A 17,914-nucleotide genomic window follows, 5' to 3' on the forward strand; every position below is an offset into this window, starting at 1 on the left:
CGGGCACCCGAGACGCCGCGAACGGTCGCGATTCGCCGTGTGACGTCGCCGTGTGACGTCGTATCGCGACCGCTCGCGGAGCGCGGGCTGGGGTGGTCTGGCGGGACGGGACGCGAGACGGGCGGGTCGCGCCGGGCGGAGGACGGATGTCGGGGGCCGAACCTAAACTGAACCGGTGGCATCCGATATCTCCGAGCAGCCCGAAGCATCCGAGCTTCCCGATCTGACCCTCGAGCAGGCGCGTGACGCGTCGCGAGACCTCACCGAGCGGATCATGGGGGCGCGCGACGCGTACTACGGACGGGATGCGGAACTCGTCGATGACGCGACGTATGACGCCTGGATGCGTCGGCTCGAGGAGATCGAGCGGCTGTACCCCGAACTGCAGGGCCAGGATTCGCCGACCCTGACGATCGGAGCCGCGCAGGGGACGCAGTTCGCGCCGGTCGAACATGCCGAGCGGATGCTGAGCCTCGACAACGTCTTCTCGCTGGACGAGCTCCGCGAGTGGTGTGCGAAGGCACAGGCGGGGGCCGGTCGTGCGGTGAGATGGCTGACCGAGCTGAAGATCGACGGCCTGGCGGTCAGCCTGCGCTACGAGAACGGCGTCCTGACGTCGGCGGCCACACGCGGCGATGGGCGCGTCGGCGAGGATGTGACGTTCAACGCCGTGCGGGTGCACGGCATCCCGATGCGTCTCGCGGGCACCGGGCATCCGCCCCTCGTCGAAGTCCGCGGTGAGGTCTTCATCCCGGTCGCTGCTTTCGCGGCACTCAACGCGTTGCAGGCCGAGATGCGTGATCGCGCGGTCGAAGAGACACGCGCGCGTTCGCGCGCCTTCGACGAAGAGAAGGCACTCGTCAGCGCGGAACGGCGGTTTCCCTCCTTCGCCAATCCGCGCAACGCGGCCAGCGGCGGACTTCGTCAGCAACTCGACAAGAAAGACGGACTCGAACTCGAGGCGGGTCAGGCACGCCTGGACTCTCTTCGCCTCTTCGTGCACGGCATCGGGGCGTGGGCCAGCCCGCCCGTCGGCTCCCAGAGCGAGATCTACGGCCTGCTGAAGGAGTGGGGGCTTCCCGTGAGCCCCTATTTCCGGACGACGGATTCGATCGACGGGGTGACGGCCTTCGTCGAGCACTACGGCGAACACCGCCACGACGTCGAGCATGAGATCGACGGCATCGTCGTGAAGGTAGACGAACTCGCGCTGCATGACGAGCTCGGCGCCACGAGCCGCGCGCCGCGCTGGGCGATCGCCTACAAGTACCCGCCCGAACAGGTCAATACGAAACTGCTCGACATCGTCGTCTCGGTCGGACGCACGGGCCGGGCGACCCCGTTCGCGGTGATGGCCCCCGTCCGCGTGGCGGGATCCGTCGTGCGTCAGGCGACGCTCCACAATCAGGATGTCGTCCGCGCGAAGGGTGTTCTGATCGGTGACACCGTCGTTCTGCGGAAGGCGGGCGACGTCATCCCCGAGGTGCTCGGGCCCGTCGTCGAACTTCGCGACGGGTCGGAGCGCGCGTTCGTGATGCCCCGGGAGTGCCCCGAGTGCGGCTGGCCGCTCGCCCCGGCGAAGGAGGGTGACGTCGATCTGCGCTGCCCCAACACCCGGGCCTGCCCCGCGCAGGTCCGCGGCCGGGTGGAGCACATCGGATCACGGGGGGCGCTCGACATCGAGGCGCTCGGTGAGGTGACGGCCGCCGCGCTCACGCAGCCGTCGAAGCCGAGAACCCCACCTCTGGAGACCGAGGCGGCCCTGTTCGACCTCACCCTCGAGCAGCTCGTGCCGATCGAGGTGATCGTCCGGGATGCCGAGACGGGCGAGCCGCGCGTCGACGAGAGAACGGGGAAGCGGGTCCGCCGCGCGCCGTTCCGCCGCAATCCCTCTCCCGCCGAGAAGAAGCAGGGACTCACCGGGCCTCAGCCATCCGCTCAGGCGATCACGCTTCTCGAGGAGCTGCAGAAAGCGAAGTCGAAAGATCTGTGGCGCTTCCTCGTGGCGTTCAACATCCGTCACGTCGGTCCCGTCGCAGCGCGTGCACTGGCGCAGTGGTTCGGCTCGGTCGACGAGATCCGTGCGGCCTCGCACGAAGAGCTCGCTGCCGTCGAGGGCGTCGGCGACATCATCGCGGACGCACTGATCGACTGGTTCGAGGTCGACTGGCACCAGGAGATCGTCGAGCGGTGGGCGGCCGCAGGCGCCCAGTTCGCCACGCCGGGTCACCCCGGTCCCGGCGCCGCGGTCGCGGCGGGCGGGGTACTCGAGGGCATCACCGTCGTCGCGACGGGGTCGCTCGAGGGTTACACCCGCGAGGGCGCGCAAGAGGCGATCATCGCGGCCGGAGGAAAGTCCGCCTCGAGCGTTTCGAAGAAGACCGACTTCGTCGCCGCGGGTCCGGGTGCGGGCTCGAAGCTCGGCAAGGCCGAGGAGCTGGGCGTGCGCATCATCGACGCCGAGCAGTTCCGGCTGCTGGTGACGCAGGGGCCGGCGGCGCTCGACGCGCTCGATCCCGACGCGGGGTAGCGGGTCTAGCTGTACTGACCTCGACCGTTGGTGATTCGGTCGATGGGGTTCGGCCTCCGATGCCGAGGTGGGCTCTGTCTAGGTTGTAGTAGTCGAGCCAGGCCCGCAAGGCGGCGCGGCGTTCGGCGTTCGAGGTGAAGGGGCGGGCGTAGGCCCACTCGGTGGTGAGGGTGCGGTTCAGGCGCTCGACTTTCCCATTGGTCCAGGGGCAGTGTGGCTTGATGAACTTCTGCGTGATGTGGTGCGCGTCGATCACGCGGTGGAATGCTGCAGACTTTCGGTAGGCGAACGCGTTGTCGCTGATGACGCGTTCGACCGTGACGCCGAGGGTGGCGTAGAACGCGATCGCCCGTTCGAGGAACCCGGCAGCGGTGACGCCCCTCTCATCGTCATGGGTCTCGGCGTAAGCGACGCGGGAGTGGTCATCGATCGCGGTGTGGATGTAGTCGTAGCCGATCCCGCGGCCGCGGACCTTTTCGCTGCGACCGTGAGCGCGCCATCCGCCGCCGTCGGGGATCCGGCCGAGCTTCTTCACGTCGATGTGGATCAGCGACCCGGGATGGGCGTGCTCGTAGCGGTTCGCGGACCGCCGGGTTGCCTTGATCACGACGCCGGTGACCGGGTCGAGGTCCCGCAGCAGCGGAACATGATGGCGGCGCAGCACCCGACCGACCACGGACGCGTGCATCCCCAGCCGTGCGCCGATGAAGACCGGGCCGCGACGGGTCAGTTCACGCATGATCCTCACTCGCGTCTCCTGGCAGGGTCCCGTCTGGTGCGGATGGGTGTGAGCGACGCTGGAACGCTCCTGCAGTCCCGCGACGCCCGCCTCCCGGAACCGCCGCCACCACCGCCACGCGGTCGTGCGGGAGATGCCCATCTCCGCCGCGACATGCGCGACCGCACGCCCCGACTGGATGCGCTGGACCATGATCAACCGGCCGGCCGGAGTCAGCCGGGCATTAGCGTGAGACAAGAGAGACCTCCGTGGGTTCGAGCTGAAGAACTAGACAGCTCCAACTCGACCCCGGAGGTCTCTCCTACGTCAACAACGATCCGGGTCGGTACATCTAGCGCCCCGCGTTCAGCTTCAGGAGCGACTCGCGCACCTGTCGGCGGAGCACCTTGCCGATCAGGGACTTGGGCAGCTCGTCGACGACGAAGATCCGGCGCGGCACTTTGTAGGGCGTCAAGATGCCGCGCGCGAACTCGCGCACGGATTCCTCGTCGATTGTCGCGCCCGCGACGGGCACGATGGCGGCGACGACCTCTTCCCCCGAGCGCTCGTTCGGCAACCCGACGACGGCCGCATCCTCCACATCGGGGTGCTGACGCAGCGCGATCTCCACCTCGGTCGGCGCCACGTTGAAGCCGCCCGTGATGATGAGCTCCTTGATCCGGTCGACGATGCGGACGAACCCCGCCTCGTCGATCGTCACGATGTCGCCGGTGCGAAACCATCCGTCGACGAACACTCTGCCGGTCTCTTCGGGCTTGCCGTAGTAGCCCGAGAAGACCTGCGGTCCGCGCACGAGCAGTTCGCCGCGCTCACCGGCGGGCACATCGCGCGTGGGTTCGTCCGGGTCGACGACCCGGCACTCGGTGCCCGGGAGCGGGAGGCCGACCGTGCCCGGGACGCGGTTGTCGGCCACCGGGTTGGCCATGAGCACGGGGGAGCACTCGCTCAGCCCGTATCCTTCGACGAGGTACCCGCCGGAGGCTGCCTCGAAGGGCACGACGAGCTCATGGGGCAGGGCCATCGCGCCCGAGATCGCGACCTCGGTGCCGGCGAGTGAGACGCCCTTCTCGAGGGCGGCCTTCAACAGACGCTCCGCAATCGGCGGCACGAGCGGCAGGAAGGTGGCCGGATGCTTCTTGGTGACGGCCAGCACCATGTCGGGATCGAAGCGCGGGAACAGGACGAGCCGCGCGCCCATCGACATCGCGAATGTCAGGCACAGGGTCAGACCGTAGGCGTGGAACATCGGCAGGACGGCGTAGACGACGCATCCCTCTCCGCGTCGGATCGACGGGACCCACGCGCGCGACTGCGCGGCATTCGAGAGCAGGTTGCGGTGCGTGAGCGAGGCGCCCTTCGGGGTCCCCGTGGTGCCGCTCGTGTACTGGATGATCGCGAGGTCGTCGGTTTCGGGCTTCGGGACGGTCGAGGGCAGCGGATCGGCCGACACGAGGGTCTCCCACGGCACCGTGCCGCGAACACGTGTCGTGAGCGCCTCGCGTGCCTCGCGTGCCTTGCTGATCGGAAGCCTGAGAGCGATCCGGGTGCGCGCAGGCATCGCGCGCGTCACATCGACCGAGACGATGGTCTGCTGCTCCAGGTCGGCGGGAAACTCCTGCAGGGTCTGGACGACCTTGTTCCAGGCGATGGTGTGCACCGCGCCGTGGTCTTCGAACTGTTTGCGCAGCTCGCGCGGTGTGTACAACGGGTTGTGCTCGACGACGACCGCGCCGAGGCGCAGTACGGCGTAGAACGCGACGATGTGCTGCGGGCAGTTCGGCAGCACGATCGCGACGGGGTCGCCCCGCTTCACGCCCCGGGCGCGGAGTCCCGCGGCGGCGCGCTCGATCTGCTGCTGCAGCTCCCGGTAGGACGTGGTGCGTCCGAAGAACTGCAGGGCCGGAGCATCCGGATAGTCCCGTGCGGACGCCTCGACGATGTCGACGAGCGAGCCCGATACGGGTTCGAGGTCGTGCGGGACTCCGTCGGCGTAGCTCTGGATCCACGGCCTGGGCGGCTCATATGTCGTCGTCACGTCGCCAGCCTATTGCGGTGCGTGCGTCGATCGGGTGGGCCGCGCGGTGCGGTCCGGCGACACACCCCATGTGCGGCGCGATACCCTGTGGCGCGGGGTGTTTTTGCCGCGGGATGGGTGTTTCGCTGGGGGATGCGGGGTCAGGGCACCGGTACTAGCGCAGGCGCAGGGGAGCGGCAGGCCCGACGCCTAGAATGGGGCAGTGTCTGAAATCACCCCCGAACTCGTGCGCCATCTGGGCGTGCTCGCCCGGATCCAGCTGACAGACGAGGAGGTGGACCGCCTCACGGGCGAACTCGACGTCATCGTCGACAACATCGCCAAGGTGTCGCAGGTCGCCACCCCGGACGTCCCCGCGACGAGTCACCCCGTTCCCCTCGAGAACGTCTTCCGTCCCGACGTCGTCAGCGAGACGCTGACCCTCGAGCAGGCCCTCCAGAATGCCCCGGATGCAGCAGACGGGCGTTTTCGCGTGACCGCGATCATGGGGGAGGAGCAGTGAGCGATCTCACGCGGCTGAGCGCCGCGGCGCTGGCCGACGCCCTCGCGAAGGGCGAGGTCTCGAGCGTCGACGCGACCCGCGCACACCTCGATCGGATCGCCGCCGTCGACGGTGACGTTCACGCGTTCCTCCACGTCAGCGATCACGCCCTGGACGTTGCCGCCGACATCGACCGCCGCCGCGCGGCGGGTGAGGAGCTCGGCCCCCTCGCCGGTGTGCCCCTCGCGATCAAGGACGTGCTCGTCACGACGGACATGCCCTCGACCAGCGGCTCGCGCATCCTCGAGGGCTACATGTCACCCTTCGATGCCACCGTCGTCGCGCGGTCGCGCGCCGCGGGACTCGTGCCGCTCGGCAAGACCAACATGGACGAGTTCGCCATGGGGTCGTCGACCGAGCACTCCGCCTACGGGCCGACGCACAACCCGTGGGATCTCGAGCGCGTTCCGGGCGGCTCGGGTGGCGGGTCCGCCGCGGCCGTCGCGGCGTTCGAGGCGCCTCTCGCGCTCGGCTCGGACACGGGCGGCTCCATCCGCCAGCCCGCACACCTCACCGGCACCGTGGGCGTGAAGCCGACGTACGGCGGGGTCAGCCGGTATGGCGCGATCGCCCTCGCCTCGAGCCTCGACCAGGTCGGTCCCGTCACGCGCTCGGTGCTCGACGCGGGCCTGCTCCACGACGTCATCGGTGGGCACGACCACCGTGACTCCACCTCGCTGACGGATGTCTGGCCGTCGTTCGCCGAGGCCGCTCGCAGCGGCGCCCGCGGTGACGTTCTCAAGGGTTTGCGCGTCGGCGTGGTCCGCGAGTTGCCCGACAGCGGATTCCAGGCAGGTGTCTCGGAATCCTTCCGCGCATCGCTCGCGCTGCTCGAGGCGAACGGGGCCGAGATCGTCGAGATCAGCGCCCCGCACTTCGAGTACGGTGTGGCCGCCTACTACCTGATCCTGCCGGCCGAGGCGTCCAGCAACCTGGCCAAGTTCGACTCGGTCCGCTTCGGCATGCGGGTCACCCCGCACGCCAACTCGACGGTCGAGGATGTCATGGCCGCGACCCGCGAGGCGGGCTTCGGCGATGAGGTCAAGCGCCGCATCATTCTCGGCACCTATGCGCTCTCGGCGGGGTACTACGACGCATACTACGGCTCGGCGCAGAAGGTCCGCACGCTGATTCAGCGCGACTTCGACGCGGCGTTCGGCACCGTCGACGTGATCGCGACCCCGTCGGCCCCGACGACCGCGTTCCGCCTCGGGGAACGCGTCGACGACCCGTTGCAGATGTATCTGAACGACGTCACGACCATTCCGGCGAACCTCGCCGGTGTGCCCGGCATCTCGATCCCGTCGGGCTTGGCAGAAGAAGACGGCCTGCCCGTCGGCATCCAGTTCCTCGCGCCCGTCCGCGAGGACGCGCGTCTGTACCGCGTCGGCGCGGCGCTCGAGGCGCTGCTCGAGGATGCCTGGGGCGGACCGTTGCTCGATCGGGCGCCCGCGCTCACCACCCGAGGAGGGGTTTCCTGATGGCCAAGGCCCCGCTGATGGACTTCGACAAGGCTCTCGAACTGTTCGAGCCCGTACTGGGCTTCGAGGTGCACGTCGAACTCAACACCGCGACCAAGATGTTCTCGACCGCACCGAACTCGTTCGGTCGCCCCGCGAACACCGACCTGGCACCGGTCGACCTGGGACTGCCCGGTTCGCTGCCGGTCGTGAACGAGCAGGCCGTCCGCTACTCGATCAGCCTGGGTCTCGCCCTCGGCTGCCAGATCGCTCCATCGAGCCGCTTCGCGCGCAAGAACTACTTCTACCCCGATCTGGGCAAGAACTACCAGATCTCGCAGTACGACGAGCCGATCGCCTTCGAGGGCAGCGTGACCGTCGAGCTCGAGGACGGTACCGAGGTCGTCGTGCCGATCGAACGCGCGCACATGGAAGAGGATGCGGGCAAGCTCACCCACGTCGGGGGCGCGACCGGACGCATCCAGGGTGCCGAGTATTCGCTCGTCGACTACAACCGCGCGGGCGTCCCGCTCGTCGAGATCGTGACCAAGCCGATCTACGGGGCGGAGCACCGCGCGCCCGAGATCGCCAAGGCGTACGTGCAGACGATCCGCGACATCGTGCTGGCGCTCGATATCTCGGACGCGAAGATGGAGCGCGGCAACCTCCGCTGCGACGCGAACGTGTCGCTGCGCCCGCGCGGTCAAGAGAAGCTCGGCACGCGCACCGAGACGAAGAACGTCAACTCGATGCGCTCGGTCGAGCGTGCCGTTCGGTACGAGATCCAGCGTCAGGCCGCGATCCTCGCCTCGGGCGGCACGATCAGGCAGGAGACGCGACACTGGCACGAAGACACCGGCACGACGTCGCCCGGTCGTCCGAAGTCGGATGCCGACGACTACCGCTACTTCCCGGAGCCCGATCTGCTTCCCGTGGTGCCCGCGCCCGAGCTGATCGAAGAGCTGCGTGCCGCGCTGCCCGAGGCTCCGCCCGCTCGGCGCCGTCGGCTGAAGGCCGAGTGGGGCTTCACGGACCTCGAGTTCCAGGATGTTGCCAACAACGGTCTTCTTGCCGAGGTCGCCGCGACCATCGAGGCCGGCGCTTCGCCGACCGCGGCACGCAAGTGGTGGACGGGCGAGATCACGCGTCTCGCGAACGTCGCCGGGCGAGAGGCATCCGATCTGATCGCACCCGCGGATGTCGCGGCCGTGCAGGCTCTCGTGGATGCCGGAACCCTCAATGACAAACTTGCGCGCCAGGTGCTCGAGGGCGTCATCGCGGGGGAGGGGGGCCCGCAAGAGGTCGTGGACGCGCGTGGCCTGGCCGTCGTCTCGGACGACGGCGCCCTGATCGCCGCCATCGACGAGGCGCTGAAGGCGCAGCCCGATGTTCTGGAGAAGATTCGCGACGGCAAGGTTCAGGCGGCCGGTGCGGTGATCGGCGCGGTCATGAAGGCCATGCGCGGTCAGGCCGACGCGGCCCGCGTGCGCGAACTGGTCCTGGAGCGCGCCGCCCAGCTGTAGCGATCATGCCTGCCGCTCGAAGGCGGCCAGGTGGTTCTCGGAGGCGGTGAGCAGCCGTTTCAGCAGGGCGGCGATGTCAGCGGGCGCTCCGGGGATCGTGGCGGAGAGGTCGGCGATGTCGGTCTTCTCGATCGTGATGCCCACCTGGATCGCGTCCGCCAGCGACCGCGATCCGAGGGCGATCAGGTCGTCGTACATCGCCTGGAGCGATGCGTCGGTGAAGACTGCGAGCTCGTCGGTACGAGGGTCCGCGAGATCGTATGCGGGGAGGATTTCGGCGACCGCACCCTCGTGAGTGGTCTCGGATGCGGCGATGTTGGAGAAGACCCTGACGTCCCACATCTCGCCGAGCGCGGTGTACACGTCGTGTGCGAGCTTCTCTTCTTCGATCAGGTACGGCAGCCGTGATTCGGCCGACGCGGCCGGATCTGTCGGTTCGCTGGGCGCGGTGTCCTGCGCGGCACACTCGACGCGCTCCTGGGTCGCTGCGACCGTCCCTTCTGCCGCGGTGTCGTCTGCTGAGCAGCCCGCCAGGACGAGGGTGGACAGGGCGACGAACGACAGGGCGAGTGTCGTCAGCGACCGCGTTCGGGTGGGTCCGGTGTTCATCTCATTACCTCCGTTGCAATACCCCCGAGGGTATGTACGGCGCGTGATGGTTGTCTCTTCAGGGCCTATGGAAACGGTGAGAACGCCAAGCAGGCGAGCGAGTGTCGGTGCCCCAGGCGAGAATGGGAGCATGGGACGCGGCGACGGGAGCGGGCGGATCGTCTCCGCCGACGACGCCGACGACTCGGGCACGGGAATCCTGCATGTCGATATGGACGCGTTCTATGCAGCAGTCGAGGTGCTCGACAATCCCGCGCTGCGCGGCAAGCCCATCATCATCGGCGCGCCCGAGGGGCGGTCGGTCGTCTCGAGCGCTTCGTACGAGGCACGCCGTTTCGGTGTCCGATCCGCGATGCCCGTTTCACAGGCGCTGCGCCTGTGCCCCCGCGCGATCGTCGTCCCGCCGCATTTCGACCGCTACCTCGCGCTCTCGGCGGATGTCATGCGGATCTTCCACGACGTCACACCGCTCGTGGAGCCGCTGTCGATCGACGAGGCGTTCCTCGACGTCCGCGGCGCCCGACGACTCTGGGGGAGCCCCGGCGAGATCGCCCGGATGCTGCGCCAGCGCGTCAAGGAACAGACGGGCCTGACCTGCAGCGTCGGGGTCGCCGCGACCAAGCACGTCGCGAAGATGGCGTCGACCATCAGCAAGCCCGATGGCATGCTGATCGTCCCGGCGGCAGAGACAGCGGCCTTCCTGGGACCGCGGTCGGTGCGCGCCATGTGGGGTGTCGGTCCCAAGTCCGCCGAGGCGCTCGAGGCGCGAGGCATCCGCACGATCGCCGACATCGTCGAGACCCCGCGCGACGTCCTCGATCGGATCGTGGGCGCTGCTTCGGGCGAGCGGCTCGCACAGTTGGCTCGAGGGATCGATCCCCGCGAAGTGTCCACGACCCGGGTCGAGAAGAGTATCGGCCACGAAGAGACCTTTCACGAGGATGTCTCGGACCCCGCATTCCTCCGTTCCGAACTCCTGCGCCTGTCCGATCGCGTTGCCCGGCGGCTGCGCGCGGGGGGATGGGACGCCGCGACCGTGGCGATCAAGGTCCGCTTTGCGGATTTCACGACGATCAGCAGGTCTCGCACACTGTCCGAACCGACGGACGTCGGTCAGCGAATCGGTGACGAGGCGCGTGATCTCTTCACCTCGATCGACGCACGGCAACCGATTCGCCTGCTCGGTGTGCGCGCCGAGAACCTCCGTCCAGCGGCGCGAGGGCAGTCGTTGTGGGATGACGACGAAGATCGTCGAAAGCTCGAAGACACCCTCGATGCGGCGTCCGCGCGATTCGGCGGCGCCGCCGTCATGCGTGCCACCTTCGTCGGCCGGTCGGAGCGGCCGACGGCCCTTCCGTCGCACCCCCGTCCACCCGCGTCCCACGACTGATCGCATCCGCAAACCTCTCGTCACTGACGGGATCGCGCGCTAGCGTGGGGGGATGCCCAACATTGCACAGGAGCTCGCCAAGCAGTCCGTTCACTTCGGCGTCAGCAGCGCCTACGGCGATCAGCAGGACGTCGACGGCGTGCGTATCATCCCCGTCGCCGCGACGTGGCACGGCTTCGGCGGCGGGTCGGACGAGAAGGGCAACGAGGGTGGCGGCGGTGGCGGCTACTCGATGCCCTTCGGCGCGTACATCCGCCGGGGTGACGACCTGCGTTTCGAGCCGAACATCATCGCGCTGCTCGGCGTCGGTATCCCCTTCTTGTGGGTCGCCGGCCGGGCGCTCAGCCGTGTCATCCGCGCCCTCAAGAAGTAGGCAGACGCCGGACGACCCTCTCGTCGCGGCGTCCGAAGCCGCGGTCGCGCGCATCGTGCGCGACGTGCGCGGCCTCGACGCCCTCAACCCCGTCGTGCTCATCGATGGTCAGAGCGGTGCAGGGAAGTCGCGCTTGGCGGCGGCACTCGTGCGGCAGTGGCCATCCGCGGGTCGAGTGCAACTGGTGGCGCTCGATTCCATCTATCCCGGGTGGGACGGCCTCGGGTCCGGGGTCGAGATCGCACGCCAGGACATCCTCGTGCCCCACGCCCGAGGGCTGATGGGTGTGTGGCGTCGCCATGACTGGGAGATGGATGCGCCGGCCGAGGCGCACGCGGTCGATCCATCGCTCCCGCTCATCGTCGAGGGCTCGGGCATCATCACCGCCCAGACACGGCGTCTGTGCGATATCGCCGTCTGGGTCGACGCCCCTGTCGAGGCCCGCAAGCGACGCGCACTGCAACGCGACGGTGATACCTACCGACCCCACTGGGACCGGTGGGCGGCTCAGGAGCGTGCGCACATCCTCGCGGACGATCCCGAGGGGCGGGCGACGCTCATCGTCTCGATGCCCTGAGCGACCGCTCCGCGAGAGCATGGCGGGCGGTCATCCCGTAACGAGCACTCCGCGGTCCGTCAGTCGGCGGTCTCGAGAGCGCGGACGATCCCGTCCAGGCGGAAGCCGATCCAGTCGTACACGGCGAAGCGGTCATCGTTCGGATCGTGGTCGTCGTCGTCGCCCACTACGCCGAGTCGTGTGGCGATCACGAGCCGAATGGCGGTGAGAGTACGCATCCAGGCCCACCCGGCGTCACCCTCGATCGCGAGATCGATCGTGTCGTCCTGCGGGGCGATGGTCGGATGGAGCGCGTGCGGGTCGCCGGAGGCGAACGACGGCGCCAGGTCGGCCAGCACCCGAAGGGCGTCGTGCTGGCGGCGCTCGAGCAGATCGTGGCGCGTCGCGTCGTGGAACTCGGCAGCGGCCTCTTCGTCGTCGGGGTAGGGGTTAGGCGCCAGGCGGGCGAGCGCCGGATCATCGGCCGCGTCGGACGCCTCGGCATCCGCGACGGCGTGGGGCTCGAGCAACTCCGAGAACTGGGCGACGAGGTCGGCGAGTTGCTGAGCCTCGAGGCGCGAGATCGTCAGAATGAGCGCATTGTCGGTCATTGGGGAACCCTCCGAACGGTGGCCCACAGGCCGTAGTCGTGCATCGCCTGCGCGTGCAACTCCATCTGCTCGCGTGGGCCCTCGGCCACGATCGCGTGTCCACGTTCGTGGACATCCATCATGAGTGCGGTAGCGCGATCGACCGAAAAGCCGAAGTAGGTCCGGAACACGTGCACGACGTAGCTCATCAGGTTGACCGGGTCGTTCCAGACGACGGTCTGCCAGACGGCCGGATGCTGGGGGTTCTGCTCTTGCCGCACGTCTCGGTCGATGTCGGGGAGGGCGGTCGACATCATGCCCAGCCCAATTCGTGCAGACGCTCATCATCGATGCCGTAGAAGTGGGCGATCTCATGCACGAGGGTCGTATGCACCTCGTCGCGAAGCTCGTCTTCGTTCTCGCAGGCCGCGAGGTGGGGCTCGCGATAGACGATGATGCGATCGGGCAACTCGCCGATCCCGTAGCGGTCCCGCTCGGTGAGTGACGTGCCGTCGTACAGTCCGAGCAGATCGAGAGTGCCGTCCTCGGGGCGGTCCTCCACCACGAAGACGACATTGTCGAGCCCCTCGACCATCTCGTCGGGGAGCGCATCGAGTTCTGAGACGACCAGCGCCTCGAACGCCTCGGCATTCAGATCAATCATTGGGGTGCCTGAGTAGTACGTTCGGCAACTCCGCCCCCAAGACAAAGACCCTGGTCAACCGCCTAGACCGTGGGGTCTACGAGGTCTCTCGACGCCCCCAGGATACCGCTCCGAAGGACGATCGTGGCCCCGTTGTGAGGACTGTCGAGACGGCTCAAACTTTCCTCACCGCCGCTGAGGTGGACGCGCTCGTCGGCGACTACCTGGCAGGGATGAGCGTCAAGGCACTCGCCGAGAGGTATGGCATCCATCGCGCCACGGTGTTCGCGCACCTGCGTCGCCGCAACGTGCCTAGCCGCCGCCCGGGGCTGGGGATCGACGAGAAGGCGGAGGCGGTGCGACTCGCCCGAGCGGGCGTCTCGATGCGCGCGATCGGTCGCCGGATGGGCGTGGATCGTAAGGCCGTACGTGCGGCGCTGGTCGAGGCCGGACTCATCGTGGACGAAGCGAGCGATGACTCCTAGCTGCGGTTCCGAGTTGCTGATCCGTCGGTAGCGCTCTGCGCACCTCGTCGGTAACGAGCGCCGAGAGGAACCGATGATGGCCAGCTTGAGTGATGTCGCGAGCGATGAGCGCACTGCGAGGATGGTGCTGTCGATGCTCGTCGAGCCCAATGACCCGGTGACAGGACGCATCTTGGCCCGGCTCGGCGCAGTTGAAACGCTTTGGCTCGCTGAACACGACGGTGCAGTAGTCGGGCTGAGCCCTGTGGACGCGCAGGTCTGGCGCGACCACCTCAGCGTGCCAGACGCGAAGGAACTCGCCGCGCGTATCGACCAGGTGCAGCAATCGGGAGTTCGAGCACTCGTCCCAGGCGATAGCGACTGGCCTACCGCCGTCGACGATCTTGGTGAAGTTGCGCCCTACCTGCTGTGGACTCGCGGCGCGTCATCCTTCCTCTCCCGTCCGATGAGCGATTTCGTCACGATCGCCGGCGCTCGGGCATGCACGTCCTACGGCGACTACGTAGCTCGGGAACTCGCCAGTTCCGTTGCCGCAGACGAACGAGTTGTCGTTGCGGGAGGCGCCTACGGGATCGAAGGCGCGTCACATCTGGCAGCCCTCGCGGCGGGTGGCGACACGATCGCCATCCTCGCCAACGGAGTCGATCGTCCGTACCCCGTCGGCCATCGCGACCTGCTTGATCGCGTCGCTGATGTCGGTCTTCTTGCAAGCGAGGTTCCGCCCGGCGCCGTTCCGTCTCGGCACCGGGTCATCGCCCGCGCCCGGCTGATGGCTGCGCTGTCCTCTGCGACGGTCATCGTCGAGGCAGGCGGTCGGTCAGGTTCACTTGTGGTTGCCCAGCGAGCCGCCGAACTCGGCCGACGTGTCGGAGCCGTCCCTGGCCCGGTCACGAGTGCCGCGAGCGTTGGGCCGCATCGTTTGCTGCGCGATGGCATAGCGTCCCTGGTGGCGGATACTTCGGACCTCGCGAGTCTGGTTGGACCAGGCCAGGTGTCACGAGAGCGACTCGACATGGAGCAGGTCCGCCCACCTTCGCCTGCTCCGACGCGCACGCTGTAGCGCGCCGGGTCGGCACAGGCCGCCTGGCACTTGAACTCAGCGAGGGCTTCGAGTGAGTTCGCGCAGTGTCATATCGGAGCGTTCCTGCCGCTGCGCGCGGTACGCACGGGCGCGAGCTTTCGTGAGGAGAACGACGCTCACAGGGCCGATGGCCAGCATCTTGAGAGCGTTCCAGATGCAGAGCAGGACTACGAGGTGGAGCCACCCCGGGCCGCCACTCTCGATGAGCGTGGTGCACCAGAAGGCGACGGCCAGGTAGGGGCCGGCAAGAAGCATCGCTGGCACGCCCCACTTCAGTCCCTTCCGGGTGCGGATCAGGTCGAGCAGGACATTGCTCGGCATGTAGCGGCGCAGGAAGTAGCGAACCTCGGCGCTGGCCGTCCACAGTAGGCGGATCATGATGGGCTCCTCTCAACACGCGAGTCATTGTCGAGACGGTGCGTGGAGAGTGACCCGAAGGTCTGCCGCGAGCGGCCCAAAGGTAAGGAGAAATCCGCCTCGCCTTCCAGGGTACGCCGAGGTGTCGACATTTGGAAGGCTCCGAAGGGCCCGGGCGCGACCCGCATGTGGGAAGCCTTCAGCCCCTGCGGCGTGCTGAGAGGTGGCGGCTTCGTTGAGCGCCGGGAGCGCGCGGAGGGCGCTGTCACGACTCCGACCCTGCGGTAGTGGAGCCCCGGTAGGCCCTCGCCTCAGACGGTCAGAAGGGTGTCGGCTAGCGACTCGGACACTACGTCGATAGCGCCGGTCACGACAGCGAGGCGCTTCAGATTCGTCCAAAGCTGATGGCGAGTTTCCTGGTTCGAAGCCCGCCACAGGGTAGCAAGGCGTTTCTCCAATGCGGTCGTCTCACCGGGTGTCCGCGCACGTACCTGCCGTGCCGGGAAGTCGGTCTCGGGCAGCACTCGGTCACGAGGCATAGCCGTTAGCAGAGCGTCACTCATCGCGCTGTTCACCGAGAAGTAGGTCCCAAGTCTCATTGCCTCAGTCAACTCGCTAGACGTACCAAGAAACCAGTGGAGAATGACGCCGGGATGGGCGCGTTGCTTCACCAGGTCGAGGACTTCGCGTGTGCGCCCGGTGGAGTGGATGGAGATCATGACTGGCTTGCCGTCGCAGGCGTCGAGGACGTCACTGAGTATTTGCTCTTGCTCGTCGCGAGCGCCGCGACGGTCCAGACCGACCTCTCCCACAAGCGCAAACCGAGGAAGGAGCTGACGAAACACTTCTGGGTTGTACTCCGCACGCGCAGTCGCGACCGCTGGGTGGACGCCGATACCCCAGGTAAGACCGCGGTCGTCGCGGTTCATGACAAGTCGTGCCTCGGAGAGACTGCGGGTAACCGCGAAGACGTGAGAGTGACCGAGAGTGGCGAGTTGGCTGTGAGTCACGTCTGGTGCGACGTGGGCATGGCAGTCCAGAGTCGGGAGTCGGTCTTGGCGATTGCTCATGGGAGCTCCAACATCGCGAGCTCATCCAGTCCCCGCTGAACAAGGCCCTCAACGCGATCGAGATCGTAGTCGGGTGGCCAGGTTCCGGAGTCGATTGCGTCCGCGTCCGCTCCAGCCTCGATTGCATATCGGACGGCCTCGATATCGCCCCGTCGGGCGTCAATGAGTTCGGCGAGGTGGGTTCCGGATATCGCGTGACAGAGGTACTGAGTCTTGTCCGGAACCTCGGCCTTGATGAACGTTGCGCGGCGCACCATGCAAGGCACGCAGAGACCGCAGTTGAGATTGGGCGATCCTCCGAACCAGTTGCCGCCGAGCTTGCTACACGAGAGCGTGGCGGCTGCAGTCTCCTGCCAGCCGGACGGTGGGCGGAGGCCACGGATGCTCTGCATCATTTCGCCCTTCGTCATCCATTCGAACGGGTTCGTGACGGTGACGTCGATGTTCAGTGCGGTCAGAATCTCTGCGACGCGCCTGAACGTCTCGGGATGGGTGGAGCGGGTTGACAAGGCGCCGCCTCGATTGGGTCTCAGTGGCAGATTGATTCCTGTGTAGCCGTTCTCGGGGATAATCAAGCTCCGTGAACCAAGGCTGCTCGCGACAGCGACGCCCAGGCTCAGAAACATGAAGGCCCTGCTGCGACTGCTCGGCTCACGGCGCCTGATTGCTTGTGCGAGTTGGACTCGCGTGTAGGACGGTGCAGGAGCGAAAGACTGGCCCAGCCAGGTTCCGACAGTGGACTGCGCACCGCGGATCGACGTGGCGCTGTCCTTGTGCCCAACGAAGATCGTCTCGGCGCCCGACATCAGCAGTTGGATCGCACCGAGGAACGAGTCCAGCCCGCCGCTCAAGAGCGCAACCGAGCCGTTCTCGCCGACCTTCAGGGTCTCCTCGAAGTCGACCTCGGCTCCTCCGGCCACGGTTAGGTTCCAGGTGTCGCCGGTAAGCCAGCCTAGAAGCTCCGAGGTCGTGTCGAGGAGCTCCTCGGTCCACAGTTCTGGGGCCACGACCGTAACGTGGAGCGCGATGTCTCGGCTGAAGCGGGCTCCGCGCCTGGTGCTGCGATCGGCCATGTATGCGCCGGCGGCGATGTGGACAAGGTCCGCCACTGCGGGGGCAACGTCTTGCAGAGGTGCGAGGTTCCAAGCGAGGTCTGACACGACGGACTTCGTGTGGCCGGGCGCGGTTGGCCACTTGAGGGTGTCGTATCCCTGGAGCCGTGACTTCTTGTCGCCTTGAGCCCTAACGACATAGGCCCCGGATGCTGTCACGATCGCTCGCCTTTCAGGAGTCGCAGCACGTCGGCGCTCATCTGGCGTGCGACTTGGTGGAAGTCTCGCGTCGTGACGGTGCCGTAGCTGCCGAGGTCGAGCTTGTTGACCTTGGCTTTGACCCACTGTCGAAGTCCTGTTTCGCGCTGGTGCGCCTGCTTTGCCGTAACGGAGTTAGCGAGTATCTGGTCTCGTAGTTCTATCAAACCGAGTCGGACGGTCAGTTCACCTATGAAGTTGCGGATCGCCTCAAGCCCTGAGAGATTGCTGGACTCGGGGCCGCTTGCGAGCAGGACTTTGATCTGTTCCAGAGACGCCTGGCGCATCGCTTGCTCATCTGGGTGCCCGGCCTGCCCGATCGCGACATCGAGAATCCGCGCGCACCGCATTCGCGGTGACAGCGCGTCCAACTCCTCCAACGTCAGTCCGTAGCCAGCGAGCGTTGCGGAGTCGCGATCTCGGTACGCCGTTGCGGCACCGATAGCGCTGCCGCCCCGAGCTGCCTGTGCCGTGACCCGGCGCCCACCACCCGATGAGCCGCCACCTCCTGAAGCACCCCCGCCGCCTGACGAGCCCCCGCCGCCTCCTCGGCCACCACCGCGACGCGGCAGGGTATCCGACAGTGCGAACGACGGGACAGAGGGACGGCGCGCATCGGGGT

At 67.4% G+C, this 17,914-nt stretch carries 18 protein-coding genes and 1 pseudogene; 9 read left to right on the forward strand and 10 right to left on the reverse strand.

Annotation, left to right across the window (positions count from 1 at the left end):
* Positions 1 to 274: 274 nt before the first annotated feature.
* A complete protein-coding gene (ligA, locus tag C2868_RS06485) occupies positions 275 to 2,530 on the forward strand; it encodes an NAD-dependent DNA ligase LigA (protein WP_232711235.1) in 2,256 nt (751 codons plus the stop codon).
* A gap of 43 nt (positions 2,531 to 2,573) precedes the next feature.
* Here the strand turns inward: ligA and C2868_RS06490 are convergent.
* Together C2868_RS06490 and C2868_RS06495 are read right to left on the reverse strand one after the other, a co-directional pair.
* Positions 2,574 to 3,506, reverse strand: a pseudogene (locus C2868_RS06490) (IS481 family transposase); the annotation flags it as partial.
* A 94-nt stretch (positions 3,507 to 3,600) separates the two neighbouring features.
* On the reverse strand, positions 3,601 to 5,304 hold the full coding sequence (locus C2868_RS06495) for a long-chain-fatty-acid--CoA ligase (protein WP_100810838.1): 1,704 nt from the start codon (positions 5,302 to 5,304) through the stop codon (positions 3,601 to 3,603).
* Positions 5,305 to 5,506: 202 nt separating this feature from the next.
* Between C2868_RS06495 and gatC the strand changes: the two genes are divergently transcribed.
* From gatC to gatB, 3 genes are read left to right on the forward strand one after another with little or no spacing between them, the layout of a single operon-like run.
* Complete coding sequence (gatC, locus tag C2868_RS06500) at positions 5,507 to 5,806, forward strand: Asp-tRNA(Asn)/Glu-tRNA(Gln) amidotransferase subunit GatC (protein WP_100810837.1); 300 nt, start codon at positions 5,507 to 5,509, stop codon at positions 5,804 to 5,806.
* A complete protein-coding gene (gene gatA / locus C2868_RS06505) occupies positions 5,803 to 7,326 on the forward strand; it encodes an Asp-tRNA(Asn)/Glu-tRNA(Gln) amidotransferase subunit GatA (RefSeq protein ID WP_100810836.1) in 1,524 nt (507 codons plus the stop codon). The genes gatC and gatA overlap by 4 nt, the downstream gene beginning before the upstream one ends.
* Complete coding sequence (gene gatB / locus C2868_RS06510; protein ID WP_100810835.1) at positions 7,326 to 8,828, forward strand: Asp-tRNA(Asn)/Glu-tRNA(Gln) amidotransferase subunit GatB; 1,503 nt, start codon at positions 7,326 to 7,328, stop codon at positions 8,826 to 8,828. Before gatA ends, gatB begins: the two co-directional genes overlap by 1 nt.
* Before the next feature lie 3 nt (positions 8,829 to 8,831).
* Here gatB and C2868_RS06515 read toward each other — a convergent pair whose 3' ends face one another.
* Positions 8,832 to 9,437, reverse strand: coding sequence for a DUF2202 domain-containing protein (locus C2868_RS06515; RefSeq protein ID WP_157813912.1), 606 nt, complete (start codon positions 9,435 to 9,437; stop codon positions 8,832 to 8,834).
* A 130-nt stretch (positions 9,438 to 9,567) separates the two neighbouring features.
* Between C2868_RS06515 and dinB the strand changes: the two genes are divergently transcribed.
* The 3 genes from dinB to C2868_RS06530 are packed head-to-tail and all read left to right on the forward strand — an operon-like array spanning position 9,568 to position 11,777.
* Positions 9,568 to 10,827, forward strand: a complete 1,260-nt coding sequence (gene dinB, locus C2868_RS06520) for a DNA polymerase IV (RefSeq protein ID WP_100810833.1) — start codon at positions 9,568 to 9,570, stop codon at positions 10,825 to 10,827.
* A 52-nt stretch (positions 10,828 to 10,879) separates the two neighbouring features.
* The gene (locus C2868_RS06525) at positions 10,880 to 11,200 is read left to right on the forward strand and encodes a hypothetical protein (protein ID WP_100810832.1); all 321 of its coding nucleotides are present in this window, start codon (positions 10,880 to 10,882) and stop codon (positions 11,198 to 11,200) included.
* Positions 11,175 to 11,777 (forward strand): hypothetical protein, encoded by a 603-nt coding sequence (locus C2868_RS06530; RefSeq protein WP_100810831.1) that lies wholly within the window; start codon positions 11,175 to 11,177, stop codon positions 11,775 to 11,777. Before C2868_RS06525 ends, C2868_RS06530 begins: the two co-directional genes overlap by 26 nt.
* A 59-nt stretch (positions 11,778 to 11,836) precedes the next feature.
* Here C2868_RS06530 and C2868_RS06535 read toward each other — a convergent pair whose 3' ends face one another.
* The 3 genes from C2868_RS06535 to C2868_RS06545 are packed head-to-tail and all read right to left on the reverse strand — an operon-like array spanning position 11,837 to position 13,010.
* A complete protein-coding gene (locus C2868_RS06535; protein ID WP_100810830.1) occupies positions 11,837 to 12,367 on the reverse strand; it encodes a DUF2017 family protein in 531 nt (176 codons plus the stop codon).
* Entirely contained in the window at positions 12,364 to 12,669 is a 306-nt protein-coding gene (clpS, locus tag C2868_RS06540; protein WP_232711234.1) for an ATP-dependent Clp protease adapter ClpS, read from the reverse strand. Before clpS ends, C2868_RS06535 begins: the two co-directional genes overlap by 4 nt.
* Entirely contained in the window at positions 12,660 to 13,010 is a 351-nt protein-coding gene (locus C2868_RS06545; RefSeq protein WP_100810828.1) for a metallopeptidase family protein, read from the reverse strand. Before C2868_RS06545 ends, clpS begins: the two co-directional genes overlap by 10 nt.
* 134 nt (positions 13,011 to 13,144) lie before the next feature.
* Between C2868_RS06545 and C2868_RS06550 the strand changes: the two genes are divergently transcribed.
* Together C2868_RS06550 and C2868_RS06555 are read left to right on the forward strand one after the other, a co-directional pair.
* The gene (locus C2868_RS06550) at positions 13,145 to 13,474 is read left to right on the forward strand and encodes a hypothetical protein (RefSeq protein ID WP_232212129.1); all 330 of its coding nucleotides are present in this window, start codon (positions 13,145 to 13,147) and stop codon (positions 13,472 to 13,474) included.
* 76 nt (positions 13,475 to 13,550) lie between these two features.
* Positions 13,551 to 14,534, forward strand: a complete 984-nt coding sequence (locus C2868_RS06555; RefSeq protein WP_082933605.1) for a DNA-processing protein DprA — start codon at positions 13,551 to 13,553, stop codon at positions 14,532 to 14,534.
* Positions 14,535 to 14,570: 36 nt separating this feature from the next.
* Here C2868_RS06555 and C2868_RS06560 read toward each other — a convergent pair whose 3' ends face one another.
* The 4 genes from C2868_RS06560 to C2868_RS06575 all read right to left on the reverse strand — a co-directional run bounded on the left by C2868_RS06560 (position 14,571) and on the right by C2868_RS06575 (position 17,672).
* Entirely contained in the window at positions 14,571 to 14,933 is a 363-nt protein-coding gene (locus C2868_RS06560) for a hypothetical protein (protein WP_064862412.1), read from the reverse strand.
* Positions 14,934 to 15,223: 290 nt separating this feature from the next.
* Positions 15,224 to 15,982, reverse strand: coding sequence for a TatD family hydrolase (locus C2868_RS06565; RefSeq protein WP_064862411.1), 759 nt, complete (start codon positions 15,980 to 15,982; stop codon positions 15,224 to 15,226).
* On the reverse strand, positions 15,979 to 17,253 hold the full coding sequence (locus tag C2868_RS06570) for a hypothetical protein (RefSeq protein WP_064862410.1): 1,275 nt from the start codon (positions 17,251 to 17,253) through the stop codon (positions 15,979 to 15,981). The genes C2868_RS06565 and C2868_RS06570 overlap by 4 nt, the downstream gene beginning before the upstream one ends.
* The gene (locus C2868_RS06575) at positions 17,250 to 17,672 is read right to left on the reverse strand and encodes a hypothetical protein (RefSeq protein WP_146048014.1); all 423 of its coding nucleotides are present in this window, start codon (positions 17,670 to 17,672) and stop codon (positions 17,250 to 17,252) included. The genes C2868_RS06570 and C2868_RS06575 overlap by 4 nt, the downstream gene beginning before the upstream one ends.
* Positions 17,673 to 17,914: the final 242 nt, after the last annotated feature.

It is taken from the genome of Microbacterium sp. CJ77 (assembly GCF_002911615.1).
In the GTDB taxonomy this organism is placed as follows: Bacteria; Actinomycetota; Actinomycetes; order Actinomycetales; family Microbacteriaceae; genus Microbacterium.